Below are 22,676 nucleotides of genomic sequence, written 5' to 3'. Positions count from 1 at the left end.
TTAGCTATAATATTTATATTCCTTCAAAAAAGTATCATACTCATTAGACCCTTTCGGCCATTCCCGGTTTAATCCACTTTTCGTTTAAAAAACCATAATTCGTTAAATGTATAGTTCACAGTAAACCGGAAATACTGCTCATCAATCATTGTACGTAATTCCGGACGGATCTTCACGTATTCAAATGACAGGTTCACTAATGAACGGTTATCGATCAATGGAAGCCCAAAACCGACACTCGCCCCATATTCATTATAACCATGTCCTTTATAACCATTCTCCTCGGAGCGACTGACTCTTAAGTACGAATTGCTATAATGAAAACCGGCACGGTATCTGATACGCCCCAAATAATTACGATTATCATAACGAGGAATAAACTCGGCACCAGCCGCCACACGTGTACGGTTCTTGAATTGGCCTTTCTCGTTATCAAAATAAGCGTTCGCCCAGTCCTCATATAAGAAGTCCGCGGCTAATGTCAACCGATTCTCTTTCACATAGGAGATACCCGCTCCGTAAGAGTTCGGCATATCAAACCGATAATTCTTAATTGTATCGTTCCTTGTATATCCGGATGTAGCCGAAGAACCGACAAGCTGAGTATCATACACAGTCGTATTCAACTTTTTTCCGGGAGAGTAAACGAAACCTACCGTGACATGCTCCGTCTTACTCAAAGGATGCGTATATTGAATACCAAAATCTAACTTTAAATCACGAATCTCATAACGTTGGTTTCTATACACATCGTCCGCCCCTGTCGAGCTCGGGAAAATCAAGTTGCGGGAATGTGTTATATTTCCAAATAAAAATCCGGCGTTCACACCAATGGAAAGACGCTTCTTCCAAATATCATAGGAGAGCCCTAAATAGGCATCGCTTAAGCCACCTTCGCCACTAAAGCTTTCTCCCCAACTTAAACCGCCCTCGGTACGGCTCTCGCCGAAATCATATCCTACATATGAATAAGGTAATAAACCAATACTCATCGCTAAACGCCGGGTGATCGGAAATTGCATGGCGATATACTCCACGTTTCCATTCATCTGTCGTTGCTTGTTCGTACCGTCATAGAACCAAGACACCTGACCGGACGCACCAAAATCAAAAAGGAATGTCAACGAATCCATGCAACTATAAGATGCTGGATTTAATGGATTTATCTGTTTAGAGGACCTTAATCCATAACCGACTCCACCCATCGCCCTTCCGGCACCAAAAGATCGATCCGCCAACTCTCCATATCCAAATCGCGTATAAGGCGAGTTCGTGTTATTTTGAGCCCACAATGGCAATTGTGTAAAGATAAGAAAACTTATTATTACTACCTTATTAATTTTCAACATTATACTCTAAGATTCTGTTTAATCCTGTCAACACTAAATTAATGTCTGCAAAGATGGAGTTTTTTAGCCGTCTTTCAAAATAAAACGAATGACCGCCTGTTAAAAAAACCAAAAGATCCGGATATTTTACTTTCAGCTCGTCAATATATCCGTCCATCTCGTAAACAATCCCATTCACCACACCCGCTTGGATAGCCGTTTCCGTACTTCTCCCGATAAGCGGTATATCATCCTCTTCCGTTACCAAAGGCAGTTTCTTCGTAAAATGGTTCAACGCTCGAAAACGGGTTGTCATCCCCGGAGAGATATTCCCCCCCAGAAAGATACCCGGCGCTTCTATCACCTCATACGTGATAGCGGTACCGGCATCGATAACCAGCAGATTTTTTCCCGGCCGCAAATAATTCGCCCCCACGACAGCGGCCAAACGGTCCTTGCCTAGCGTTTTCGGCGTCCCATATTCCACCTTGATCGGTAAAGCTACATGTTCATCCAGAAAGACAAAACGCTGAAGCTTATTTTTTAGATAAGCGATCAACTCATCGTCCGTATCTATCACCGTCGATAAAATGCCTTGCGTAAAAGCGTACTTCTCAAAAAGAGCAGCGACCACAGATACACCGAATTGCTTGTATACAAAAGAAGCCTCTATATGCCCATTTTTATACACAGCGACCTTTGATGACGTGTTACCTTGTTCTATAATAAGATTCACTTCTCTGATATTTTCCGCAAAGAAAAACAAAAATGATGAAATAACACGCAAAAACATCGTATAACCTCTAAAATTCTTCTTGAACAAAAAGGATCGCATCTCTGTTTGAAGAAAAATCTAAATAAAAAACAAGTTATGAATTACGGGATTAGTGTCTTATTCAGGGCGATTCCATTGCTAATGGCCCTCTTTTGTTTCGGTTATGGATTTTTTGTCTTTAACTATGGAGTGGACTCCAGCAGATTCGTCGCCGGACCTGTCGTATTCTCTCTTGGCTTTATTTGTATAGCTTTGTTCGCTACGGCAGCGACCATTATTCGTCAAATTATCCATACATATAATAATGTAGCCAGATTCGCTTTGCCTATCCTTGGATATCTCTCGGCAACCATCACTTTTCTGGCGGGCTTTATCTTACTCATGTCCTCACCGACGCCAGCAGACTTTGTCGCGGGCCATGTCATTTGCGGGGTGGGCCTTATAACTGCATGCGTAGCGACAACGGCTACCGCCTCTACCCGATTCACCTTAATACAAATGAACGCCAAAAGCGACGATCCCAGAATACCAGACAAAGCGTTCAACTTTTGGCAGGGGGTATTCTTGATCCTTGTAGCATCATTTATATCCATAGTCGCATGGATTTGGGCTTACCGGTTGCTAGCGCATAGCGACGAGCATTCCCAATACTTTGTCGCCGGGCACGTGATGGCCGGACTAGCATGTATTTGCAGCAGCTTAATCGCTTTAGTCGCCACGATCGCCCGACAAATAAGAAACACATATTCCCGATTGGAAAAAAGGCTATGGCACCGTTTTGTCATCCTGATGGGATCTATCAGTCTGATATGGGGTCTCTTCGTATTAGGAGATAGCGACCCGGCTAATGCCTCAACCGGATATATCATGATCGGCCTTGGATTAGTTTGCTATAGTATCTCCAGCAAGGTGATCTTGCTGTCTAAAATATGGAGGGAAGAATTCAAGCTTGCCAACCGAATTCCATTGATTCCTATATTCACGGCTTTATTCTGCCTTTTCCTCTCCGCTTTCCTTTTCGAGATGGCGGCCGAGCATAGTTATTATGCCATTCCCGCACGGGTATTGGCCGGACTGGGAGCGATCTGCTTTACGTTGTTCTCCATCGTCAGCATATTGGAAAGCGGAACCTCTTCCAAGTAAACTGTTTTTTCATCGTGATGAAAATACTTTTTCTTCACGGTGAAAATACTTTTTCTTCATGATGAAAATGTTTTTTCCTCACAATGAAAAGATCAACATTCTTTGATAAACCATCGGCCACAATACATAAAACATTCTTTAACACTACCAAAAGCATAAGGTTTTCAATTCTTTATAAACAATTATCATCCCAAGAGTAAGAAAACGCTTGCAAAGTAAAAAATAATATCTACTTTTGCACCCGGGTAAGTCCTACACGGCATGCTCCCTCGGAATCCCGCGATGTAGTAAGCTTACCCACCTGCCTCTTTAGCTCAGTTGGCCAGAGCACGTGATTTGTAATCTCGGGGTCGTTGGTTCGAATCCGACAAGAGGCTCAGATAAAACACAACTTAAAAGGAAGCTTATACGTAGGCTTCCTTTTTTCTATTTTAGACATAATATAGTTGCGCATTTGCATTAATATATTAACTTTGCTGATAAGAATTCAAAACAGCAACATCATGGAAGAGAATAAGAATTTACTTTTAAAAGGCGCTATGACTTATGGTTTGGCCATGGGTATATATTGGGTAGTGAAATACATCTTTTTCATCTTCAGCGTTTCAGTCCCCTCCTTGAGTCTTGTCTATTGGCTATTGACGCTCGCCGTCCCTTTCATCGCCTACTACATGACGAAAAGATATCGGCACGACATCGGTGGAAGGATCAGTTTCTTTCATGCATGGAGATTCGGCACGATGTTGTATTTTTTCGCCGCATTGATCGTCTCGCTTGAATACTTTGTCTTTTATCAGTTCATCGCCCCACCTGATTTCGTGGCAAATGCGATCGGGCAATTAACGACTGCATTAAAAGATAGCCAAGTTAACTCGGATATGCTCGACTCGCTCAGCAATATTCGCATCTCGCCAATCCATATGGCCATACAAGGAATATTTAATAACGTATTTTACGGCATCATACTTTCTATACCGGTAGCGGCTCTCTTGTGCAGGAACAATTCGACTGGTTCCATCACTGAAAACCGCTAAAAAGTTAATTACAGACAAATAATGGACATATCAGTTGTTATCCCGTTGTATAACGAAGCCGAGTCTTTACCCGAGTTATTCTCGTGGATAGAGCGGGTGATGAAAGAACATAATTATACCTACGAAGTCATTTTCGTGAATGACGGTAGTACGGATAATTCTTGGGAAGTGATCGAGGAGTTGAAACAACGTTCTCCACATATCCGGGGAATCAAGTTCCGTCGCAACTACGGCAAGTCGCCGGGATTGCACTGCGGATTCCAGCGGGCTAAAGGTGACGTAGTCATTACCATGGACGCCGATCTACAGGACAGCCCGGATGAGATACCCGAACTTTACCGGATGATCACCGAAGACGGGTACGATCTGGTATCCGGTTGGAAAAAGAAAAGATATGACCCGTTGTCTAAAACGATCCCCACGAAATTATTCAACGCGACAGCTCGTAAATTCTCGGGAATAAAGAACTTACACGATTTCAACTGCGGATTGAAAGCGTATAAGAATGTTGTCATTAAAAATATAGAGGTGTATAACGATATGCACCGTTACATACCTTATTTAGCTAAGATTGCCGGATTTCACAAGATTGGCGAGAAAGTAGTGAAACATCAAGCCCGCAAGTACGGAACTACTAAATTCGGGTTGGATCGCTTCGTGAACGGTTATCTTGATTTGATCACGCTTTGGTTTACTTCCAAATTCGGAAAGAAACCGATGCACTTCTTCGGTTTATGGGGAAGCGCTATGTTCTTCATTGGTTTTATCGCTCTAGTAATCGTACTCAGCATGAAATTGATCTCGATGTACTCTGGAGATCTAAGACCTTTGGTTACAAGTTCCCCTTATTTCTATATTTCATTGACAGCGATGATTCTGGGAACCCAGATGTTCCTAGCGGGCTTTATCGGGGAGTTGATTTCCCGTAATTCTCCGAATCGCAATAACTATAAAATAGAGGATGAGATATGAGTTTCCTAGAATTAGCGAGAAAACGTTGCTCTATCCGAAAGTATGCCCCCAAAAACGTAGAGCAAGAAAAGATTGATTATATCCTAGAAGCAGCTCGTTTGGCCCCTTCGGCGGTAAATTATCAACCTTGGTATTTTGTATGGGTTCAAAGTGCGGAAGGAAAAGCTAAATTACAAGAATGCTATCCCCGGGAATGGTTCAAGCAAGCGCCTTATTACTTGATCGTTTGCGGAGATCATCAGCAATCTTGGAAACGGGGCGATCATAAGGATCATATGGATATCGATACGGCTATCGCTACGGAACACATTTGTTTAGCCGCTACCGAACAAGGATTGGGAACTTGTTGGGTTTGCAATTTCGACACGGAGCTTTGCCGTAAACATTTTAAAATTCCGGAAACGATCGAGCCTGTTGTATTGATACCGTTCGGCTATCCTTCCGACCCGGCATTATTCGATGAGACTCCAAAGAAACGTAAGCCCATAGAAGAAATTATTAAACGGGAATCATTCTAGTATGTTATACATTGAAGTTCTGCTACTAGCGATCGGCTTATCCATGGATAGCCTAGCAGTATCAGTTACCGGCGGCGCAGTTCTTAAGAACAACTGCACCGCCGGTAATATTATAAAGATAGCGAGCGTGCTCGGTATATTCCAAGCCGGAATGACCGTGATCGGTTATACGATGGGATTAGGATTCGAAAAATACATTTGCGCCTTCGACCATTGGATCGCATTTACCCTCTTGCTTTACTTAGGTGGAAAAATGATATACGATAGCACGAAGGAAGAGGAGGAAGACGGGAAATTCGATCCTCTATGTAACCGGACATTATGCGGATTGGGAATAGCGACAAGTATCGATGCCCTCGCCGTAGGAATCTCTCTGGCGATCTTAAAATCACCGCTCTTGCTGCAAGCCTCGACTATCGGTGTTGTCACCTTCGCTATCTCTGCCTTCGGTGTCTATTTCGGTAACCGATTCGGCAAGAGAATCGACTTGAAGCTGGACCTCATCGGAGGTTTAATCTTAATCGGTATCGGTACAAAGATTTTGATAGAGCATGTATTCTTTAGCTAGGGATACCTTATTGAATAAATAACCTTATACATTAATTAATAGACATGAAAAGCCAGCAATTACGAAAACTAGCGCCGGAGCTGGATTCACTCCGGCTAGGCAGCGGTTGGAAAATCGACGAATTGAGTAAACCGCAAATCATTGTAGAAAGCAGTTACGGACATAGCCATCCGGGAAGCGCCCATCTGGATAAATTGGGGGACGAGGCAGGAATCGGTATAAAGGAAAAGGGGGGACGTGCCGCAAACTACTTCGTCACTGATATTTGTGATGGAGAGGCGCAGGGACACGATGGTATGAACTACTCATTAGTCTCCCGTGATATCATGGCCGCCATGATGGAGATTCATGTAAAAGCGACTCCTTTCGACGCTGGTGTCTTTATAGCCAGTTGCGACAAATCCGTCCCTGCGCATTTGATGGCGATAGCCCGGCTAGATATGCCTGCTATATTCATGCCCGGTGGTATAATGAAAGCCGGTCCCAACCTACTCACGTTAGAACAAATCGGTACCTATAGCGCCCAATACGAGCGAAAAGAAATAACGGAAGAACAATTCATGGTTTATAAGCGTGACGCATGTCCGGATTGTGGAGCTTGCTCTTTCATGGGTACCGCCTCTACGATGCAAGTAATGGCAGAAGCGCTTGGCATCGCTTTACCGGGCTCCGCCTTGATCCCCGCCCATTTACCCGAGTTAAAAGAAACCACCCGTAAAGCCGGAGAACATGCACTCGGACTAGCGAAAGAAGAGTTAAAACCCTCCGATATCATGACGATACAAGCATTTGAAAATGCGATCATGGTACATGCCGCCATAGCGGGTTCCAGCAACAGCCTGCTTCATCTTCCAGCTATCGCCCACGAACTGGGAATCCAGTTATCACCGGATTTGTTCGACAAGATACATCGTAAGATCCCCTACCTTTTAAATATACGTCCCAGCGGTTTTTGGCCCGGCGAATATTTCTGGTATGCGGGAGGCGTACCGGCGATCATGGAAGAAATTAAAGAATTCCTCCATCTCGACGTCATGACTGTTACCGGCAAAACATTGGAAGAAAACTTAAAAGATTTACAACTCAACGGCTTCTATGAGAATTGCCATAAATATCTTCCTACCCTAGGAGTAAAGGTTGGCGATATTATCAAACCTCTTCATACACCGATCAAGGCACAAGGAGCCATCGCTATATTGAAAGGAAATTTAGCGCCCGAAGGGGCAGTCGTAAAACATTCGGCGATTTCACCCCGCTTGATGCAAGTCACCCTGAAAGCGAGGGTATTCGATTGTGAGGAGAACGCTATTGAGGCGGTATTACAAAAGAAAATCCATCCGGGAGAAGCGGTATTTATCCGTTATGAAGGACCGAAAGGAAGTGGAATGCCAGAAATGTTTTATACGACAGAAGCGATCGCCTCCGATCCTGAGCTGGTAGAGACCATCGCATTGATCACCGACGGTCGTTTCTCCGGAGCGACCCGAGGCCCGGCGATCGGACATGTATCCCCGGAGGCTTCCGAGGGGGGACCAATCGCCTTGGTCGAGAACGATGACTTGATCCGTATCGATATTCCAGCGAGAACATTGGATATAATCGGTACCGACAGTATTGAGAGAAGCGTGGAAGAGATAGAAAAGATCCTATCCGAAAGGCGTGCACATTGGATAAAACCAGAGTCACAATATAAAAAAGGAATCCTTGATATTTATACACACAATAGCGTCTCCCCCATGAAAGGGGCATATATGGAATTTTTTATGTAAGTTCGCGACATAAAATTTCATAATGATGCGCAAGAATATTTCCATATTAGTCAGCCTGTTGATCTTATCGCTTACGGCTTGCTCGGACAAGGGCCAATATTTCGAAGAGAGTGGTTCTGTTTTTCATACAAGTTACCACATCAAATACAAGGCCAAGCAAATCCTAACCGATAAGATCGACAGCGAGCTGCAACGTTTTAACCTCTCCTTAAATCCTTTCAACCCCAACTCCACGATCGCGAAAGTCAATAATAACGAGGATGTGGAGGTAGACGAATGGTTTACCGAAGTATTCAATAAGGCGGAAGAAATCTCCCAAAAATCAGGAGGAGCTTTTGATATTACTTGTGCTCCATTAATTAATCTATGGGGATTCGGATTCAGTAAGATGGATAGCGTAACCCCGCAGATGATCGATAGCATAAAGGCTTTCGTCGGTTATCAAAAAGTGAGATTGGAAGGAAAGAAAATCATCAAAGAAGATCCCCGGATTCTATTGAATTGTTCGTCCATCGCAAAAGGTTATGCTTGCGATGTCATCGCCCGCCTGCTGGAAAAGGAAGGCGTAAAGAACTACATGGTAGAAATAGGTGGTGAGGTCACCATGAAAGGCGTAAATCAACAAGGTGACTGTTGGCGAGTCGGCATCAACAAGCCGGAAATAGGGACAAGTGGCGTAACAAATGATGTTGAAGAGATCGTACAATTATGCCAAAAAGGGGGTGTGGCTACTTCTGGTGACTACCGAAACTTCTACATCAAGGATGGTAAGAAATATGCCCATACGATCAATCCGGCGACCGGTTATCCCGCTGGACAAAATATTCTTAGCGCGACCATCGTGGCGGAAGATTGTATGACAGCAGACGCTTACGCTACGACTTTCATGGTTTTGGGAGTCGAGAAAGCGAAGCTACTGGCACAATCCATCCCCCAAATAGAGTATTTTATTATTTATGCGGACAACAACGGACAACAGAAAGTCACCTACTCAAAAGGTATGTTGGAATACCTTCCTAACAGAAAAACATTGGCTATCCTCGAAAATCCTTAAGTTCCTACATGAAGCGTTATCTAAATCAACTTGAATGCAAAATACTGAGAGCCGGAGATTCCCTGTTTAATACCACAACCACGGATAATCTATTAATCTTCGTATTTTCGGGAAAACTTATTATTTACAGCCAAGAAGGGACACATATAGCGGAAGTGGCAAAAGATCATTTCATGCTACTTGCGCAAAACACCAATCATAAGGTTATAGCCTCAGCCCATACCCGCCTTATCTTAATACATGCGGGCAGCCTATCCGACATGATCATAAATGACCCGGAATGGAATGTGGAGAAACCGGTCGTCTTACCGATTCCCCCAGCCTTAGCGCACACATTAAATCAGATAGAATATTATATGAAGGATAAATACTTTACCTTGAATTGAGATTAAAAATGTTTCAATTCCTGATAAAGCTTTTGCACAGGTAATCCCATCACGTTATAAAAGCTACCATTGATAGCCTCTACCCCGATATAACCGATCCACTCCTGAATGCCATACCCTCCCGCTTTATCATAAGGTTTATATTTATCCAAATAATAATTAATCTCTTCATCACCCAATTTTGCGAAACAAACCGCAGATTCGACGGAAAAGCCTACATTTTTGTCCTTCGTCATGATACAAACGCCGGTTATTACCTGATGTACATGATCCGACAAAGCATGAAGCATAGCATAAGCTTCCTCCCGGTTCGCAGGCTTCCCCATAACCCCGTCAAACGTCCAAACGATCGTATCTGCCGTGATTAGCAATTCATCATCCGCCATAGTCGATTTATAGGCCTCCGCTTTCGAACGGGCAATATATAAAGGGATCTCCATGGAGTCAATAGAATCCGGGTAAGACTCGTCAATATCCGGAATTATCCTCACCTCGAAGTCGATATCCAGACCAGATAACAAATTCCGTCGTCTCGGAGAATTAGAGGCTAAGACGATCTTGTACTTTTTTAAATTCTCTAACATAACCTATTCGATTAAGCGTTACACATTCACCAAAATTTTACCACCCAAAAGCCTCCTCGCCGAACCAGTGTCCTTGAGCCCGCATCGTTTGCTCGATCACGTCCCTAGCTACGCCTTCGCCACCTCGCCGGGAGGATATATATTTCGCTATCTCCTTGATCTCCGGAGCCGCATCCGCAGGTGCCACCGGCAATCCGACTCGCGTCATTACCTCATAATCAGGAATATCATCACCCGCATACATGATTTGCTCAGGAGACAAGCCCGTTTTTTCCATGAAATCCTTAAAGTCATGCACCTTTACAGCGCTACGCATATAAATATGTTGTATTCCCAAACGAGAAAAGCGAATCTGTACGGCTTCCGTATATCCACCCGTAATTATAGCGACCTCATAACCTTTCTTCACGGCCAATTGCAAGGCATAGCCATCCTTGATATTGACAGTACGCATCGGATCGCCATTCGGGTGAAGCGGAATCACATCGCAGGATAGCACCCCGTCTACATCAAAGACAAAAGCCTTTATTTTTCTCAAATCATAGTTTATACTACTCATGTCGAGCCTCCTTATGTATACTTCGGCTAATCAGCTCATATAAATTTCGCATATCCGGATCTTTAAGCATAGCCATATGTTTGTTTATCACATTCTCGTCATATCGTATAGCTGGTCCCGTTTGGGCTCGCGCCGGCGACATTACATGTACCTTAGCGGCTGTCTCGTCTATCAAAGGTAACAAGACCTCTCCCGGTATTTGCTGTTCTTCCAAGATCTTTTCAGCTAGCGCATACATATGATTCGTAAAATTACAAGCGAAAACCGCCGCTAAATGTAAGTTCTTTCGCTTCTCGGAGGAGAGGAAACGGACATCACTGGAGAGCGCCCTAGCCACCTCTCCCAGCACCTTCTCATCTTCAGACGAGTTCGCCTCTAAAAAGAACGGTATTTTCTTGAAATCCACCTCCCTACTCTTACTAAACGTTTGTAACGGATAAACCACCCCATATCTAGCCGTAAGACCTTCAAATACAGAGATTGGCATACTCCCTGCCGTATGCACCCACAAACCGTTATTCGGTTTTACACGGGCGATAACATCTTGGAGCACGGCATCTTTCAAAGAGAAAACATACAAGTCGGCATCTTCCACAATCTCTTCCGGGATCACGGTCCACCCACATCCCAATTCATCAGCTAAAATCTTAGCATGCTCACTTGTGTGACTATATACTTGCCCGATACTCATTCCGGACTTACGCATTTCCAACGAAAGCCGGGTAGCTAAGTTTCCGGCACCAACAAATACGACTCTCATTCTCCCGTCTCTTTATTTTCTTCCGGAAGAGAGAACTTTCCTATATGTATCTTCTCCCATTGTAAATGGGATTCATCAAAAGGCTTACGAACCTGATCCTTATAACCGATACCAATGATAGACAAGACATCCAATTGATAAGGGATATCCAGCAACGAACGAACATAATTATTCGAATCCACCTCGTCCTCTGTTACCCGGTTCCGGATCTGACACCAGCAACTGCCCAATCCCAAATCCTCCGCTTGCAATTGCATATAAATAGAAGCGACCGAAGCGTCCTCGATCCAAACATCGCTTTCCATCACATTCGCCAAGACAACCACGGCCAAGGCACAACCCTCCAGAAAAGCGGAACCATTTTTCTTACACCCGGCAAGTTTCTTCAACATTTCCTTATCTTCCACGACCACGAACTGCCAAGGATTACTACGTTTTGAGGCCGGAGCCATCAACGCCGCCTTCAAGATCAGTTCTACCTGCTCGGGTGAAAGTAGTTGTTCGGTAAACTTACGTGTACTTCTTCTATTTTGTATAAGTGTTGCAAAACTCTCCATTTTTTTCGTTCTTTGTACTCTTTTAATATTAAGATTCGCAAATATAAATATAATTTTTTGCACCCATATATACGTATCGTTCTTTTTTCTCGTTAGTATTTTTATAATTGAACAATAGATTATGAAGATTCGTGCGATAGCCGCGCTGCTATTTATACTTATTTCCGTGAGTGCCTTTGGCGAGGGCCGCATAAAAATCACTGGTTATGTCCGTGACGCCGACGGTAACCCCCTGGAATTAGTGAATGTCCGGGTTAAGAACACGTTGATTGGCTCCATGACCAACGAGAAGGGATATTATTCCTTTTCCATATCGCCGGGGGATTCTATCTCCGTTATTTACTCTTGTCTGGGATATAATAAGGCAGAGCGTATCATTCCCTCGGCACAAGCGGATATGCGCCTGAACGTACAGATGAACAATACCTCATTTGATTTAGGGGAAGTATCCGTTACTGCCATCCGCAAGCAGACCACGACCATGGAGTCCCTAAACGCGGACAAAATCAAGTTATTGCCCGATCCCTCCGGAGGTAGTATAGAGAGCTTGGTCGTTACGTTTGCCGGCGTATCGTCCAATAACGAGCTAAGTTCCCAGTATTCCGTACGTGGAGGTAGTTATGATGAAAATATCGTTTATGTGAATGGTATCGAGGTATTCCGTCCGCTTCTGATTCGCTCGGGACAACAAGAGGGCCTTAGCTTTATCAATCCGGACCTAACGGAGGCGGTCAATTTCGCCGCCGGTGGCTTCGAGGCTCGTTACGGAGACAAGATGAGTTCCGTGCTGGATATTACCTATAAAAAGCCTAAGATATTCGAAGGCTCGGCTTCCGCGAGCTTGTTGGGCGCAAATGCTTATGTAGGCAGTTCTATCGGTAAATTTACCCAAGTAACGGGTTTCCGCTTTAAAAGCGGTCGGTCTATTTTGGGTACCATGGATACAGACGCAGAATACGACCCTAAATTTATCGATTTGCAAACTTACATCACGTACCAATTGGCCCCTAAATGGGAAATCAATTTCTTGGGAAACCTCGCTAACAATAATTATAAATTCACCCCTTATAGCCGGGAAACCTCTTTCGGTACAGCCGAGCATCCCAAGAACTTCAAAGTCTATTTCGACGGAAGGGAAAGAGACCGTTTCCAAACCTTATTCGGTGCGCTTACATTGAAACACAACCCCAATGAGAACACAGAGTTGGGACTTCAAGCCTCCGCTTTCAAAAGCAAGGAAGAAGAGGGATACGATATCGCCGGAGAATATTGGCTGAGCGAGAACGGAGCGGAAAATCCGAATGACGACGCGTCAGCCGCCATGTCCGTAGGCCGTTATCACGAGCACGCACGAAACCGTTTGAACTCCACCGTCATGAATGTCGGGCACTATGGGATGGCCCGCCTTTTAAACAATACGTTGAAATGGGGAGCCACGGTACAAATGGAGAAAATCAATGATAAGATCAGTGAATGGGAAAAAAGGGATTCCTCAGGTTATTCTTTGCCCCAAACCGGTAATAACGTAAGTGTATATTCGAACCTCTTTTCTGATAATCAGATAGAAAGCACACGCTTTTCCGCTTATGCGCAAGACGCATTCAAATTCAGGACCAAGCAAGGTCTGTTCACGTTAGTCGCAGGGGTTAGAGGTAGTTATTGGACTTATAATAAGGAGTTCCTTTTCAGTCCCCGTGCCTCATTGGGCTTTATCCCGAACTTCGACCAAGACTTGACGCTCCGTTTCGCCACCGGACTGTATTATCAATCGCCCTTCTACAAGGAATTACGTAGAGTAGACAAAGATAAGAACGGCAATAATATCACGGTATTGAACAAAGATCTAAAGTCACAACGCTCCATCCATTTCATATTGGGAGGAGATTATACGTTCCGTGCCGTAGACCGGAATTTCAAGGTGACCGCCGAGATGTACTATAAAAAGCTGGACAATCTGAATCCCTACACCGTAGATAACGTCAAGATCCGCTATTACGGTGAGAACTGCGCCAAAGGTTACGCCATGGGACTCGATGTCAAATTCTTCGGAGAATTCGTACCGGGTACCGACTCATGGATCAGCTTCTCCTTGATGAAAGCCCAGCAAACCATCCGGGAAAAAACGACCGTTCCTATGGCCAATAGCCAAGGCTACAACATCTCACTCTTCTTCCAAGATTATTTCCCGGGCTATAAACGAGTCAAGCTAAATCTGAAAGGAGTTCTATCCGGAGGACTTCCCCAGACAATCCCGGGCAAAGGATACGAAGCCGGCTATTTCCGTACGCCCGCCTACAAACGTGTAGATATCGGCCTCTCCTATCAATTGGCAGGAGGCACGGACGCTATCATGGACAGGGGCTTCTTCCGCCATTTGAAAAACATTTGGCTAGGTCTGGATGTATTTAACATATTAGACATCAAAAACGTTAGTTCCTACTATTGGATAACAGATGTATATAATGTCCAATACGCAGTTCCAAACTATCTGACCGGACGTCAATTGAACGTTCGTCTGATTGTCGATTTTTAATAAAATGTATCTTTAAACACATTTACTGGGAGATAAAAACAAAAAATTATTTCCTCATTCATAAAAAGTAGTGTACATTTGCACACAATAGAAACAAACATTTACTAAATCTTTAAATTATTATTGACATGGAACTTACACATATCGAACATTTAGGTATCGCAGTGAAGAGTATCGAGGCTTGTTTACCCTATTATGAAGGCGTTCTTGGATTAAAATGCTACAATATCGAAGTAGTAGCAGACCAAAAAGTAAAAACCGCATTTTTCAAGGTAGGACAGACTAAGATTGAATTACTAGAGCCGACCAGCGAAGATAGCACGATCGCAAAATTTATCGAGAAAAAAGGTGAAGGTATCCACCATATCGCATTCGCGGTACCTGATGTACAGGCAGCTTTGAACGAGGCTGAGGAAAAAGGCGTTAAATTAATCGATAAAGCTCCCCGTGGTGGCGCGGAAGGCTTGAACATCGCTTTCCTTCACCCGAAATCAACTTGCAGCGTATTGACAGAGCTTTGCATGCCGGGCAACAAATAATTAATCCGTTCATTTCTAACAACAAATCAAAATACAATGAGTAACCAGCTTGAAAAAGTAAAAGAGCTCATCGCACTTCGTGAGCAAGCTCGCTTGGGTGGAGGAGAGAAAAGAATCGAATCACAGCACAAAAAAGGCAAATATACCGCTCGTGAGCGTATCGCCATGTTGCTTGACGAAGGTAGTTTCGAGGAATTCGACATGTTTGTTCAACACCGTTGTACAAACTTCGGTATCGAGAAAACTAAATATTTAGGCGATGGTATCGTAACAGGTTATGGTACGATCGACGGACGTTTGGTATATATCTTCGCTCAAGATTTCACCGTATTCGGTGGAGCCTTGTCTGAGGCTTTGGCTATGAAGATCTGTAAAGTAATGGATCAAGCCATGAAGATGGGCGCTCCCGTTATCGGTTTGAACGACTCCGGTGGAGCTCGTATCCAAGAAGGTGTAAACGCCTTGGCAGGATACGCAGAGATTTTCCAACGTAACATCTTGGCTTCCGGTGTTGTTCCCCAGATTTCCGGTATCTTCGGCCCTTGCGCCGGTGGAGCCGTTTATTCTCCGGCTTTGACAGACTTCAACATCATGACACGTGGTACCAGCTATATGTTCTTGACTGGTCCGAAAGTCGTAAAAACCGTAACAGGTGAGGATGTAACCCAAGAGCAGTTGGGTGGAGCCAGCGTACACACTACCAAATCGGGTGTAGCCCATTTCGCTGTCGATACAGAAGAAGATGGTTTGCAATTGATTCGTAAATTGCTCAGTTTCTTACCTCAGAACAACTTAGAGGAAACGCCGTTAGTTGAGTGCAAAGACCCGATCGATCGTCTGGATGATGTATTGAACGATATCATTCCCGATAACGCCAACCAATCTTACGATATGTATGAGGTTATCGGTACGATCGTCGATAACAACGAGTTCCTAGAGGTCCATGCGGACTACGCTAAGAATATCATCGTAGGTTTCGCTCGTTTCAACGGACAATCCGTCGGTATCGTAGCTAACCAGCCGAAGGTTATGGCAGGATGCTTGGATAGCAACGCATCTCGTAAAGCAGGTCGCTTCGTTCGTTTCTGCGACGCTTTCAATATTCCTTTGGTAACATTGGTTGACGTTCCGGGATTCCTTCCGGGTACAGGTCAGGAATACAACGGTGTAATCCTTCATGGCGCTAAATTGCTTTACGCTTATGGTGAGGCTACCGTTCCTAAGATTACCGTTACATTGCGTAAGTCTTACGGTGGAGCTTATTGCGTGATGAGTTCTAAACATTTACGTGGTGATATGAATTACGCATGGCCGACAGCCGAGATCGCCGTTATGGGCCCGAGCGGTGCCGTAGAGGTTATCTTCGCCAAGGAAGTAGCAGCCGCTGAAGATCCGAAAGCATGCGCAGCAGAGAAAGAAGCTGAATATAAGAAAGCATTCGCTAATCCTTATAACGCAGCTCAATACGGTTATATCGACGATGTTATCGAACCGCGTAACACTCGTTTCCGTATTATTCGTGCTTTGCAGCAATTGCAGACTAAGAAGTTAAGCAATCCTGCTAAGAAACATGATAACCTGCCTCTATAATCCGTAAAACAGGAGATGAATATGATAAATAAGAAAATAGGGGTATTGCTACTGTTCGCTTTGCTCATTTCATTCGGGGCAAAGGCACAGCGCGCAACCTCCATGCGTATTAATGAAGTATTGGTTATCAACGAGGATAACTTCGTTGATGACTATGGCAAACGTCATGGCTGGATTGAGTTGTTCAACACTTCGGCCGGAACGGTAAATATTGCGGGATGTTATTTGACAGACGACAAAAACAATCCCATGAAATATCCGATCCCGAAGGGAGACGTATTGACTCAGATCCAACCCCGCCAGCACACACTATTTTGGGCTGACGGACAGCCGGGCAGAGGTACATTCCACGTTAACTTCGTATTAGATCCCTCTAAGGAGAATTATATAGCTCTGTATGATGCAGATGGTAAAACATTGATCGACGAAGTTACGATCCCTGCCGGACAAATGGCTGATATCAGTTACGGTAGAGTGATCGATGGTAAAGATGAATGGGCACAGCTGAAGAAAGTTACTCCCAGTACGAATAACCTAACATTGGATTCTAATGAGAAAATCGATAATTTCAAACAGAATGACTCTTTAGGTATCGGTATGACCATTACCGCTATGGCTGTAGTGTTCTTGGGATTATTTTTGTTATACATCATCTTTAAGCAGATCGGTAGATTGTCTATATCCGCGAGCAAACGTAACGCTCAAAAAGCTGCGGGAACAACAAGTGTATCGGTTGACGCCGGACAAGAGTCTGGTGAGATCTTTGCCGCTATCGCTACCGCTTTGTACGAGATGAGTGATGACAATCATGACATCGAGCACACGGTTCTTACGATCCACAAGGTACAAAGGACTTATTCTCCTTGGAGTTCAAAACTCTACGGTTTGCGTCAAACCCCACATAAGTAATTATCTAAAAACGAACAAAGAATGAAAAGTTTTAAATATACCATTAACGGTAACGTATATAAAGTACACATCAATTCTGTAGTGGATGACATCGCAGATGTTGAAGTAAATGGTACACCTTATCAAGTAAAATTAGAGAAACCGGCGAAGAAACAAATGGTTACATTGAAACGTCCGGCTCAAGCACCGACAACAGCAAGTGGCGACCCTGTAGTTACTCGTCCGGCAGCCTCTACTACACAAGGCGCTGTTAAGACTCCGCTGCCAGGTGTTATCTTGCAGGTTAAGTGCAACGTAGGTGATACCGTGAAGAGAGGTCAAACATTGATTATCCTTGAGGCTATGAAGATGGAGAACAACATCAACGCAGACCGTGACGGTAAGATTATAGAAATTAAAGTACACAAGGGAGACTCTGTGCTAGAAGGTGCTGATCTCGTAGTAATCGGATAAGACTATGCAAGAGAGCTTTTTAACATTCTTAGGTGAGAACTTACAACTGTTCCTTACCTATACAGGTGTATACAACGCTACTCCGGGACATCTCATCATGATTCTGGTAGGTCTGTTGTTTATATTCCTGGCGATTAAATATGAGTTTGAACCGATGCTTTTGATCCCTATCGGATTTGGTATCTTGATCGGTAATATCCCTTTCAAGGACGCAGGTCTTCAGGTAGGTATTTATGAGCAAGGGTCTGTACTGAACATCCTCTATCAGGGTGTGACCTCTGGATGGTATCCGCCATTGATCTTCCTCGGTATCGGGGCCATGACCGACTTCTCCGCATTGATCTCCAATCCTAAGTTGATGTTGATCGGTGCAGCGGCTCAGTTCGGTATCTTTGGTGCTTATACGATTGCTCTTCAAATGGGATTTGAGCCGAACCAAGCAGGTGCTATCGGTATTATCGGTGGTGCTGACGGTCCGACGGCTATCTTCCTTTCTTCTAAGTTAGCGCCAAACTTAATGGGTGCGATCGCGGTATCCGCTTACTCATACATGGCGTTGGTTCCTATTATCCAACCGCCGTTCATGAGATTGCTTACGACTAAGAAAGAGCGTTTGATCCGTATGAAACCGCCGAGAGCCGTTTCTTCCACGGAAAAAATTATCTTCCCGATCGTTGGTTTGTTGCTTACTTGCTTCTTGGTTCCGTCCGGTTTACCATTGTTAGGTATGCTATTCTTCGGAAACTTATTGAAAGAAAGTGGCGTGACTCGTCGTTTGGCAGAGACTGCTCGTGGTCCGCTGATCGATACAATCACGATCTTATTGGGTATCACGGTAGGTGCTTCTACCCAAGCTACACAGTTCTTGACATTGAACTCTATCAAGATCTTCGGTCTAGGTGCGTTATCATTCGTGATCGCTACTTGCGCCGGTGTATTGTTCGTTAAGTTATTCAATTTAATATTGAAAGACGGCAATAAGATCAATCCGCTTATCGGTAACGCCGGTGTATCCGCCGTTCCTGACTCAGCTCGTATCTCACAAGTTGTAGGTTTGGAATATGACCCGACCAACTACTTGTTGATGCACGCTATGGGTCCGAACGTAGCAGGTGTAATCGGTTCCGCTGTAGCTGCCGGTATCTTGCTAGGATTCCTTGGTTAATAAAACAACTATCTATATTAAAAAAGGCGAGGTCCGAAAGGATCCCGCCTTTTTATGTTATTGTTCTCAGTTAGCTTGCTCTATAGGAACCGGACTAATCTCCGTACTCGTATCCTCCACCAACGTTGTCCCGAGGAACAACCAGATCATCAAAAGGATTATAGCGACAACCACACCAAATACCAATAGCGTATTCACACTTTTCTTTCTCATGTCTTTAACTGATTTATTCATTTTAGAATAAACAGCCGGAACATGAATTTGGTTGTGTACCCTTACTCTTATTTGTTTTTCCCTAACGCCTCGTTCAGCACTTTGTTCTTAGCGATCGTTGCTTGGAATTCTTTCAAATAGAAAGGCTCAAAATAAGCCACATTCTCAAAACGGCCATCATCATATGCTTTCTGCGACAAGGATACCATATTTACAGCTAATGGATAGATACCATCTATAAAACAGGCGTTCGGAGAAGTGATTACCGTCTCACATTTAGCGGCACCGTCTCCAAAGAAACAAACCTTACCGTTCTCTAAAAAAGAAGCATACGAATCAGCATCTACGATATCAGCAGTCGTGGCACGTATCGTGTTGAGATGGGAATCATAAATCGAAGAGTAGACTTCCATACGACGGGCATCCAACATAGCGCAATACAAGCAATCGGCCTCCTCCTTATTTTTCTGAATAGCGGCAGACGCTAAAATATCCAGCGTATGAATACCGATCAAAGGAATACCATACCCAAAGCATAATCCTTTAGCCACAGACACCCCGATGCGTAACCCCGTATAAGATCCGGGTCCGCTACTTACCGCCACAGCATCCAGTTTTATCCCTTTCGACTTCGCAGCTTCTAATGCCTCTTCCATATAAACGCCCAATAACGCCGTATGAGACGGCCCCTCGAAGGAAGCCTTCTCAAAGACCACCTCCTCCCCTTCCGACAGGGCTACTGAACATACGGAAGTGGATGTCTCGATATTTAAGATCAATGACATAATAATTAACTATTAACAATTGATAATTGAACGAACAAACAATCTCAATCCTTCAATCTGATTAGGCTGCGAAGGTATACAAAAATTCATTATGCTATCAAGGCAGCCCTATGAGAAACATCTATTTATGAGAAAATAAACATCAAATCTAAAAGGAAACCACTATCTTTGCGCAAACTTTTGAGAAAAATGATACAATCAATGACTGGGTTCGGTAAGGTTACTGCCGAGCTCCCTTCAAAAAAAGTAACCGTAGAGATAAAGGCTTTAAACAGTAAGCAATTGGATTTGTCCACCCGTATCCCTTCCATATACAAGGATAAGGAAATGGAGCTTCGGAGCCTGTTACTTCAATCTTTGGAGCGGGGAAAAGTTGAGTTCAATATCTTTATAGAATATATAGGCAAAGATACTCCTACACAGATCAATCTTGCCGCCGTAGAGAATTATTACAACCAAATCAAGGAGATCGCAGAGAAACTGAATATCAGCGTTCCGAACGATTGGTTCCAGACCTTGCTCCGGATGCCGGACGCAATCAAGTCTGAGACCGTAGAACCGGACGAATCCGAATGGGAGGTGGTTTTAGAAACGGTAAAGGACGCTATCAAGCACCTGTGTGATTTCCGTATCCAAGAAGGAGCCATGCTTCAAAAGCTTTTCGAGCAAAAGATAGCCAATATCGCCACTCTGTTGAAAGAAGTGGAGAAATACGAGGGGGAACGTATCGAGAAGATCAAGGCTCGTATCATGGATAACCTGCAAAAGATAGCCGAGAAGGACTACGACAAGAATCGTTTCGAGCAGGAGATGATCTATTACATAGAGAAGCTGGATGTCAACGAGGAAAAGAACCGTCTGGACAACCACTTGAAATATTTTATCTCAACCATGGAATCCGGTCACGGCCAAGGCAAGAAGCTCGGTTTTATCGCTCAGGAAATGGGGCGTGAGATCAATACGCTCGGATCAAAGAGCAACCACGCCGAGATGCAGAAGATCGTGGTCCAGATGAAAGACGAGTTGGAACAAATCAAGGAACAGGTACTAAACGTATTATAATAAGATTAACGAGAATGGCTGGCAAATTAATTATCTTCTCCGCACCCTCGGGTTCCGGAAAATCAACCATTATTAATTATCTTTTGAAACAAGATTTACACCTTCGTTTCTCCATCTCGGCTACCAGCCGGGCTCCGCGGGGAACCGAGAAGAATGGTGTGGAATATTATTTCCTTACGCCGGAAGAGTTCCGCAGTCGTATCGCTAATGGAGACTTCTTGGAATATGAGGAGGTGTATACCGATAAATATTACGGTACGTTAAAAAGCGAGGTAGAGCGTATCTTGAATGAAGGGGACAACGTGATTTTCGATGTGGATGTGGTAGGCGGATGCAATATCAAGAAATTCTATGGAGACCGTGCCCTGTCTGTCTTTATCCAACCTCCTTGCATCGATGACCTACGGAAGCGATTGGAAGGACGGGGAACAGACAGCCCGGAAGTTATCGAAAGCCGTATCGCCAAGGCTGAGTATGAATTAGGGTTCACGGGACAGTTTGATAAGGTTGTCGTAAACGATGATCTGGAGACTGCCCAAAAAGACGCGTTGAAGATCATTCGTGAGTTCTTAAACAAATAGTCTATGCCTAATATATTCAAGAATACCCGTTTTATGATGGGGCTTTCTATCGTTTGTGGGATAGCGAGCCTCGTATTAGGTGGTATCAGCCTGTATTATAAGGAGTATATCATCGGGGGTGCCCTGATATTTAATATATTCATTTGTTTTATCAACTATAAGGGTTGGCAAAAGAAGGGGTAAGTATAAATCGGATGAGACTCAAGACCGGCATCTACAGTGGATCGTTCAATCCCATTCACATAGGCCATCTCGCCTTGGCGAACTGGCTATGTGAGTTCGAGGGACTGAATGAGGTGTGGTTCGTGGTCACGCCTCATAATCCGCTGAAGAAAAAGGATGACTTGCTAGATGACTCACTACGGTTGGAAATGGTCCAAGCCGCCATTGACGGATATCCGAAATTCAAGGTCTGCGATATTGAGTTCCACCTGCCGAAACCTTCTTATTCCATTGATACCTTGCGAGCCTTATCCAGCAACTATCCGGATAGGGACTTTTATTTTATCATGGGAGCCGATAACTGGCAGCTTTTTCCCCGATGGAAAGAATATGAAAAAATACTCCAAAACTACAAACTGCTGATTTATCCCCGCCTAGGATTCGATATCTCGATCCCAACCATTTATCCGAACGTGAAAAAGGTAGACGCTCCCTTGATGGAAATCTCCTCCACATTTATCCGTAACGCTTACCAAACCGGCAAGGATATCCGTTTCTTCCTGCCGGAAGGAGTGCGGCCTGACATGATACAGATTTACTTCACACGCAATTAACAATTAAAAGAACGTGTGTAAGATGTCAAACAAAGCAAGAGAACGTAAAAGTTACAGCATGGA

Annotated in this window: 26 protein-coding genes and 1 tRNA gene; 19 read left to right on the top strand and 8 right to left on the bottom strand. The window is 44.0% G+C overall.

Features of this window, described 5'->3' with window-relative positions:
- Positions 1 to 68: 68 nt before the first annotated feature.
- Positions 69 to 1,349 carry a BamG family beta-barrel-assembly machinery protein gene (gene bamG, locus BHV83_RS00635; protein ID WP_005865814.1) on the bottom strand — a complete coding sequence of 427 codons (1,281 nt, stop codon included), beginning with the start codon at positions 1,347 to 1,349 and terminating at the stop codon, positions 69 to 71.
- On the bottom strand, positions 1,336 to 2,163 hold the full coding sequence (locus BHV83_RS00630; RefSeq protein WP_005861554.1) for a type III pantothenate kinase: 828 nt from the start codon (positions 2,161 to 2,163) through the stop codon (positions 1,336 to 1,338). Before BHV83_RS00630 ends, bamG begins: the two co-directional genes overlap by 14 nt.
- Positions 2,164 to 2,199: 36 nt before the next feature.
- Here BHV83_RS00630 and BHV83_RS00625 point away from each other — a divergent pair, with 36 nt between their 5' ends.
- From BHV83_RS00625 to BHV83_RS00585, 9 genes are all read left to right on the top strand, one after another.
- Positions 2,200 to 3,246 (top strand): DUF2776 domain-containing protein, encoded by a 1,047-nt coding sequence (locus tag BHV83_RS00625; protein WP_121961617.1) that lies wholly within the window; start codon positions 2,200 to 2,202, stop codon positions 3,244 to 3,246.
- Positions 3,247 to 3,549: 303 nt separating this feature from the next.
- Positions 3,550 to 3,623 (top strand) — tRNA-Thr (locus BHV83_RS00620).
- 126 nt (positions 3,624 to 3,749) lie between these two features.
- Entirely contained in the window at positions 3,750 to 4,280 is a 531-nt protein-coding gene (locus BHV83_RS00615; RefSeq protein ID WP_005865810.1) for a DUF4199 domain-containing protein, read from the top strand.
- Positions 4,281 to 4,301: 21 nt separating this feature from the next.
- Positions 4,302 to 5,252 carry a glycosyltransferase family 2 protein gene (locus BHV83_RS00610; RefSeq protein WP_005865808.1) on the top strand — a complete coding sequence of 317 codons (951 nt, stop codon included), beginning with the start codon at positions 4,302 to 4,304 and terminating at the stop codon, positions 5,250 to 5,252.
- The gene (locus BHV83_RS00605; RefSeq protein ID WP_121961616.1) at positions 5,249 to 5,770 is read left to right on the top strand and encodes a nitroreductase family protein; all 522 of its coding nucleotides are present in this window, start codon (positions 5,249 to 5,251) and stop codon (positions 5,768 to 5,770) included. The genes BHV83_RS00610 and BHV83_RS00605 overlap by 4 nt, the downstream gene beginning before the upstream one ends.
- 1 nt (position 5,771) lies before the next feature.
- Positions 5,772 to 6,338, top strand: a complete 567-nt coding sequence (locus tag BHV83_RS00600) for a manganese efflux pump MntP (protein ID WP_008774127.1) — start codon at positions 5,772 to 5,774, stop codon at positions 6,336 to 6,338.
- Between the two features lie 44 nt (positions 6,339 to 6,382).
- Entirely contained in the window at positions 6,383 to 8,107 is a 1,725-nt protein-coding gene (ilvD, locus tag BHV83_RS00595) for a dihydroxy-acid dehydratase (protein ID WP_286755373.1), read from the top strand.
- A gap of 22 nt (positions 8,108 to 8,129) precedes the next feature.
- Entirely contained in the window at positions 8,130 to 9,161 is a 1,032-nt protein-coding gene (locus BHV83_RS00590; RefSeq protein ID WP_121961297.1) for an FAD:protein FMN transferase, read from the top strand.
- An 8-nt stretch (positions 9,162 to 9,169) separates the two neighbouring features.
- A complete protein-coding gene (locus BHV83_RS00585) occupies positions 9,170 to 9,547 on the top strand; it encodes a hypothetical protein (protein WP_057327070.1) in 378 nt (125 codons plus the stop codon).
- A 2-nt stretch (positions 9,548 to 9,549) separates the two neighbouring features.
- Here BHV83_RS00585 and BHV83_RS00580 read toward each other — a convergent pair whose 3' ends face one another.
- Genes BHV83_RS00580 through BHV83_RS00565 form a run of 4 tightly spaced genes read right to left on the bottom strand, consistent with a single transcriptional unit; the run spans position 9,550 to position 12,007 of the window.
- Positions 9,550 to 10,131, bottom strand: coding sequence for a Maf-like protein (locus BHV83_RS00580; protein WP_005865796.1), 582 nt, complete (start codon positions 10,129 to 10,131; stop codon positions 9,550 to 9,552).
- 37 nt (positions 10,132 to 10,168) lie between these two features.
- Positions 10,169 to 10,690: a KdsC family phosphatase gene (locus tag BHV83_RS00575; RefSeq protein WP_005865795.1), complete on the bottom strand. Its 522-nt coding sequence runs from the start codon at positions 10,688 to 10,690 to the stop codon at positions 10,169 to 10,171.
- The gene (locus tag BHV83_RS00570) at positions 10,683 to 11,450 is read right to left on the bottom strand and encodes a Rossmann-like and DUF2520 domain-containing protein (RefSeq protein WP_286755367.1); all 768 of its coding nucleotides are present in this window, start codon (positions 11,448 to 11,450) and stop codon (positions 10,683 to 10,685) included. Before BHV83_RS00570 ends, BHV83_RS00575 begins: the two co-directional genes overlap by 8 nt.
- Complete coding sequence (locus BHV83_RS00565) at positions 11,447 to 12,007, bottom strand: nitroreductase family protein (RefSeq protein ID WP_036616854.1); 561 nt, start codon at positions 12,005 to 12,007, stop codon at positions 11,447 to 11,449. Before BHV83_RS00565 ends, BHV83_RS00570 begins: the two co-directional genes overlap by 4 nt.
- 121 nt (positions 12,008 to 12,128) lie before the next feature.
- On the opposite strand from BHV83_RS00565, the gene BHV83_RS00560 reads away from it, so the two are divergent.
- From BHV83_RS00560 to BHV83_RS00535, 6 genes are all read left to right on the top strand, one after another.
- Positions 12,129 to 14,540, top strand: coding sequence for a TonB-dependent receptor (locus tag BHV83_RS00560; RefSeq protein WP_057327068.1), 2,412 nt, complete (start codon positions 12,129 to 12,131; stop codon positions 14,538 to 14,540).
- A 128-nt stretch (positions 14,541 to 14,668) separates the two neighbouring features.
- Positions 14,669 to 15,079: a methylmalonyl-CoA epimerase gene (mce, locus tag BHV83_RS00555; RefSeq protein ID WP_005861524.1), complete on the top strand. Its 411-nt coding sequence runs from the start codon at positions 14,669 to 14,671 to the stop codon at positions 15,077 to 15,079.
- Positions 15,080 to 15,115: 36 nt separating this feature from the next.
- Entirely contained in the window at positions 15,116 to 16,669 is a 1,554-nt protein-coding gene (locus tag BHV83_RS00550) for an acyl-CoA carboxylase subunit beta (protein WP_005861522.1), read from the top strand.
- 21 nt (positions 16,670 to 16,690) lie between these two features.
- Complete coding sequence (locus BHV83_RS00545) at positions 16,691 to 17,578, top strand: OadG family transporter subunit (RefSeq protein ID WP_005865789.1); 888 nt, start codon at positions 16,691 to 16,693, stop codon at positions 17,576 to 17,578.
- 21 nt (positions 17,579 to 17,599) lie between these two features.
- On the top strand, positions 17,600 to 18,031 hold the full coding sequence (locus BHV83_RS00540; RefSeq protein WP_005865787.1) for a biotin/lipoyl-containing protein: 432 nt from the start codon (positions 17,600 to 17,602) through the stop codon (positions 18,029 to 18,031).
- A gap of 4 nt (positions 18,032 to 18,035) precedes the next feature.
- On the top strand, positions 18,036 to 19,196 hold the full coding sequence (locus tag BHV83_RS00535; RefSeq protein WP_005861516.1) for a sodium ion-translocating decarboxylase subunit beta: 1,161 nt from the start codon (positions 18,036 to 18,038) through the stop codon (positions 19,194 to 19,196).
- 66 nt (positions 19,197 to 19,262) lie between these two features.
- Here BHV83_RS00535 and BHV83_RS00530 read toward each other — a convergent pair whose 3' ends face one another.
- A complete protein-coding gene (locus BHV83_RS00530; RefSeq protein WP_005861514.1) occupies positions 19,263 to 19,409 on the bottom strand; it encodes a hypothetical protein in 147 nt (48 codons plus the stop codon).
- A gap of 68 nt (positions 19,410 to 19,477) precedes the next feature.
- Complete coding sequence (gene tsaB / locus BHV83_RS00525; protein WP_057327067.1) at positions 19,478 to 20,194, bottom strand: tRNA (adenosine(37)-N6)-threonylcarbamoyltransferase complex dimerization subunit type 1 TsaB; 717 nt, start codon at positions 20,192 to 20,194, stop codon at positions 19,478 to 19,480.
- A gap of 189 nt (positions 20,195 to 20,383) precedes the next feature.
- Between tsaB and BHV83_RS00520 the strand changes: the two genes are divergently transcribed.
- From BHV83_RS00520 to nadD, 4 genes are read left to right on the top strand one after another with little or no spacing between them, the layout of a single operon-like run.
- A complete protein-coding gene (locus BHV83_RS00520; protein WP_008774137.1) occupies positions 20,384 to 21,256 on the top strand; it encodes a YicC/YloC family endoribonuclease in 873 nt (290 codons plus the stop codon).
- A 14-nt stretch (positions 21,257 to 21,270) separates the two neighbouring features.
- The gene (gene gmk, locus BHV83_RS00515; RefSeq protein ID WP_005861508.1) at positions 21,271 to 21,837 is read left to right on the top strand and encodes a guanylate kinase; all 567 of its coding nucleotides are present in this window, start codon (positions 21,271 to 21,273) and stop codon (positions 21,835 to 21,837) included.
- Positions 21,838 to 21,840: 3 nt separating this feature from the next.
- A complete protein-coding gene (locus tag BHV83_RS00510) occupies positions 21,841 to 22,020 on the top strand; it encodes a hypothetical protein (protein ID WP_022192875.1) in 180 nt (59 codons plus the stop codon).
- A gap of 11 nt (positions 22,021 to 22,031) precedes the next feature.
- Positions 22,032 to 22,613 (top strand): nicotinate (nicotinamide) nucleotide adenylyltransferase, encoded by a 582-nt coding sequence (nadD, locus tag BHV83_RS00505; protein ID WP_286755316.1) that lies wholly within the window; start codon positions 22,032 to 22,034, stop codon positions 22,611 to 22,613.
- The last annotated feature ends 63 nt before the right edge of the window (positions 22,614 to 22,676 follow it).

Source organism: Parabacteroides sp. merdae-related_45_40 (genome assembly GCF_001915675.1).
The sequence above is the reverse complement of the archived record's forward strand: the minus strand, read 5'-3'. Positions and strand labels throughout refer to the sequence as shown.

Excerpts from the sequence above, each read along its gene's own strand:
- BHV83_RS00565 (WP_036616854.1), bottom strand. The coding sequence starts at position 12,007 with ATGGAGAGTTTTGCAACACTTATACAAAATAGAAGAAGTACACGTAAG.
- BHV83_RS00605 (WP_121961616.1), top strand. The coding sequence starts at position 5,249 with ATGAGTTTCCTAGAATTAGCGAGAAAACGTTGCTCTATCCGAAAGTAT.
- BHV83_RS00575 (WP_005865795.1), bottom strand. The coding sequence starts at position 10,690 with ATGAGTAGTATAAACTATGATTTGAGAAAAATAAAGGCTTTTGTCTTT.
- BHV83_RS00540 (WP_005865787.1), top strand. The coding sequence starts at position 17,600 with ATGAAAAGTTTTAAATATACCATTAACGGTAACGTATATAAAGTACAC.
- BHV83_RS00545 (WP_005865789.1), top strand. The coding sequence starts at position 16,691 with ATGATAAATAAGAAAATAGGGGTATTGCTACTGTTCGCTTTGCTCATT.
- BHV83_RS00510 (WP_022192875.1), top strand. The coding sequence starts at position 21,841 with ATGCCTAATATATTCAAGAATACCCGTTTTATGATGGGGCTTTCTATC.
- ilvD (WP_286755373.1), top strand. The coding sequence starts at position 6,383 with ATGAAAAGCCAGCAATTACGAAAACTAGCGCCGGAGCTGGATTCACTC.
- BHV83_RS00550 (WP_005861522.1), top strand. The coding sequence starts at position 15,116 with ATGAGTAACCAGCTTGAAAAAGTAAAAGAGCTCATCGCACTTCGTGAG.
- BHV83_RS00580 (WP_005865796.1), bottom strand. The coding sequence starts at position 10,131 with ATGTTAGAGAATTTAAAAAAGTACAAGATCGTCTTAGCCTCTAATTCT.
- BHV83_RS00570 (WP_286755367.1), bottom strand. The coding sequence starts at position 11,450 with ATGAGAGTCGTATTTGTTGGTGCCGGAAACTTAGCTACCCGGCTTTCG.
- BHV83_RS00590 (WP_121961297.1), top strand. The coding sequence starts at position 8,130 with ATGATGCGCAAGAATATTTCCATATTAGTCAGCCTGTTGATCTTATCG.
- BHV83_RS00520 (WP_008774137.1), top strand. The coding sequence starts at position 20,384 with ATGATACAATCAATGACTGGGTTCGGTAAGGTTACTGCCGAGCTCCCT.
- BHV83_RS00630 (WP_005861554.1), bottom strand. The coding sequence starts at position 2,163 with ATGCGATCCTTTTTGTTCAAGAAGAATTTTAGAGGTTATACGATGTTT.
- BHV83_RS00600 (WP_008774127.1), top strand. The coding sequence starts at position 5,772 with ATGTTATACATTGAAGTTCTGCTACTAGCGATCGGCTTATCCATGGAT.
- gmk (WP_005861508.1), top strand. The coding sequence starts at position 21,271 with ATGGCTGGCAAATTAATTATCTTCTCCGCACCCTCGGGTTCCGGAAAA.
- bamG (WP_005865814.1), bottom strand. The coding sequence starts at position 1,349 with ATGTTGAAAATTAATAAGGTAGTAATAATAAGTTTTCTTATCTTTACA.
- BHV83_RS00560 (WP_057327068.1), top strand. The coding sequence starts at position 12,129 with ATGAAGATTCGTGCGATAGCCGCGCTGCTATTTATACTTATTTCCGTG.
- tsaB (WP_057327067.1), bottom strand. The coding sequence starts at position 20,194 with ATGTCATTGATCTTAAATATCGAGACATCCACTTCCGTATGTTCAGTA.
- BHV83_RS00585 (WP_057327070.1), top strand. The coding sequence starts at position 9,170 with ATGAAGCGTTATCTAAATCAACTTGAATGCAAAATACTGAGAGCCGGA.
- BHV83_RS00615 (WP_005865810.1), top strand. The coding sequence starts at position 3,750 with ATGGAAGAGAATAAGAATTTACTTTTAAAAGGCGCTATGACTTATGGT.
- BHV83_RS00530 (WP_005861514.1), bottom strand. The coding sequence starts at position 19,409 with ATGAGAAAGAAAAGTGTGAATACGCTATTGGTATTTGGTGTGGTTGTC.
- BHV83_RS00535 (WP_005861516.1), top strand. The coding sequence starts at position 18,036 with ATGCAAGAGAGCTTTTTAACATTCTTAGGTGAGAACTTACAACTGTTC.
- nadD (WP_286755316.1), top strand. The coding sequence starts at position 22,032 with ATGAGACTCAAGACCGGCATCTACAGTGGATCGTTCAATCCCATTCAC.
- mce (WP_005861524.1), top strand. The coding sequence starts at position 14,669 with ATGGAACTTACACATATCGAACATTTAGGTATCGCAGTGAAGAGTATC.
- BHV83_RS00625 (WP_121961617.1), top strand. The coding sequence starts at position 2,200 with ATGAATTACGGGATTAGTGTCTTATTCAGGGCGATTCCATTGCTAATG.
- BHV83_RS00610 (WP_005865808.1), top strand. The coding sequence starts at position 4,302 with ATGGACATATCAGTTGTTATCCCGTTGTATAACGAAGCCGAGTCTTTA.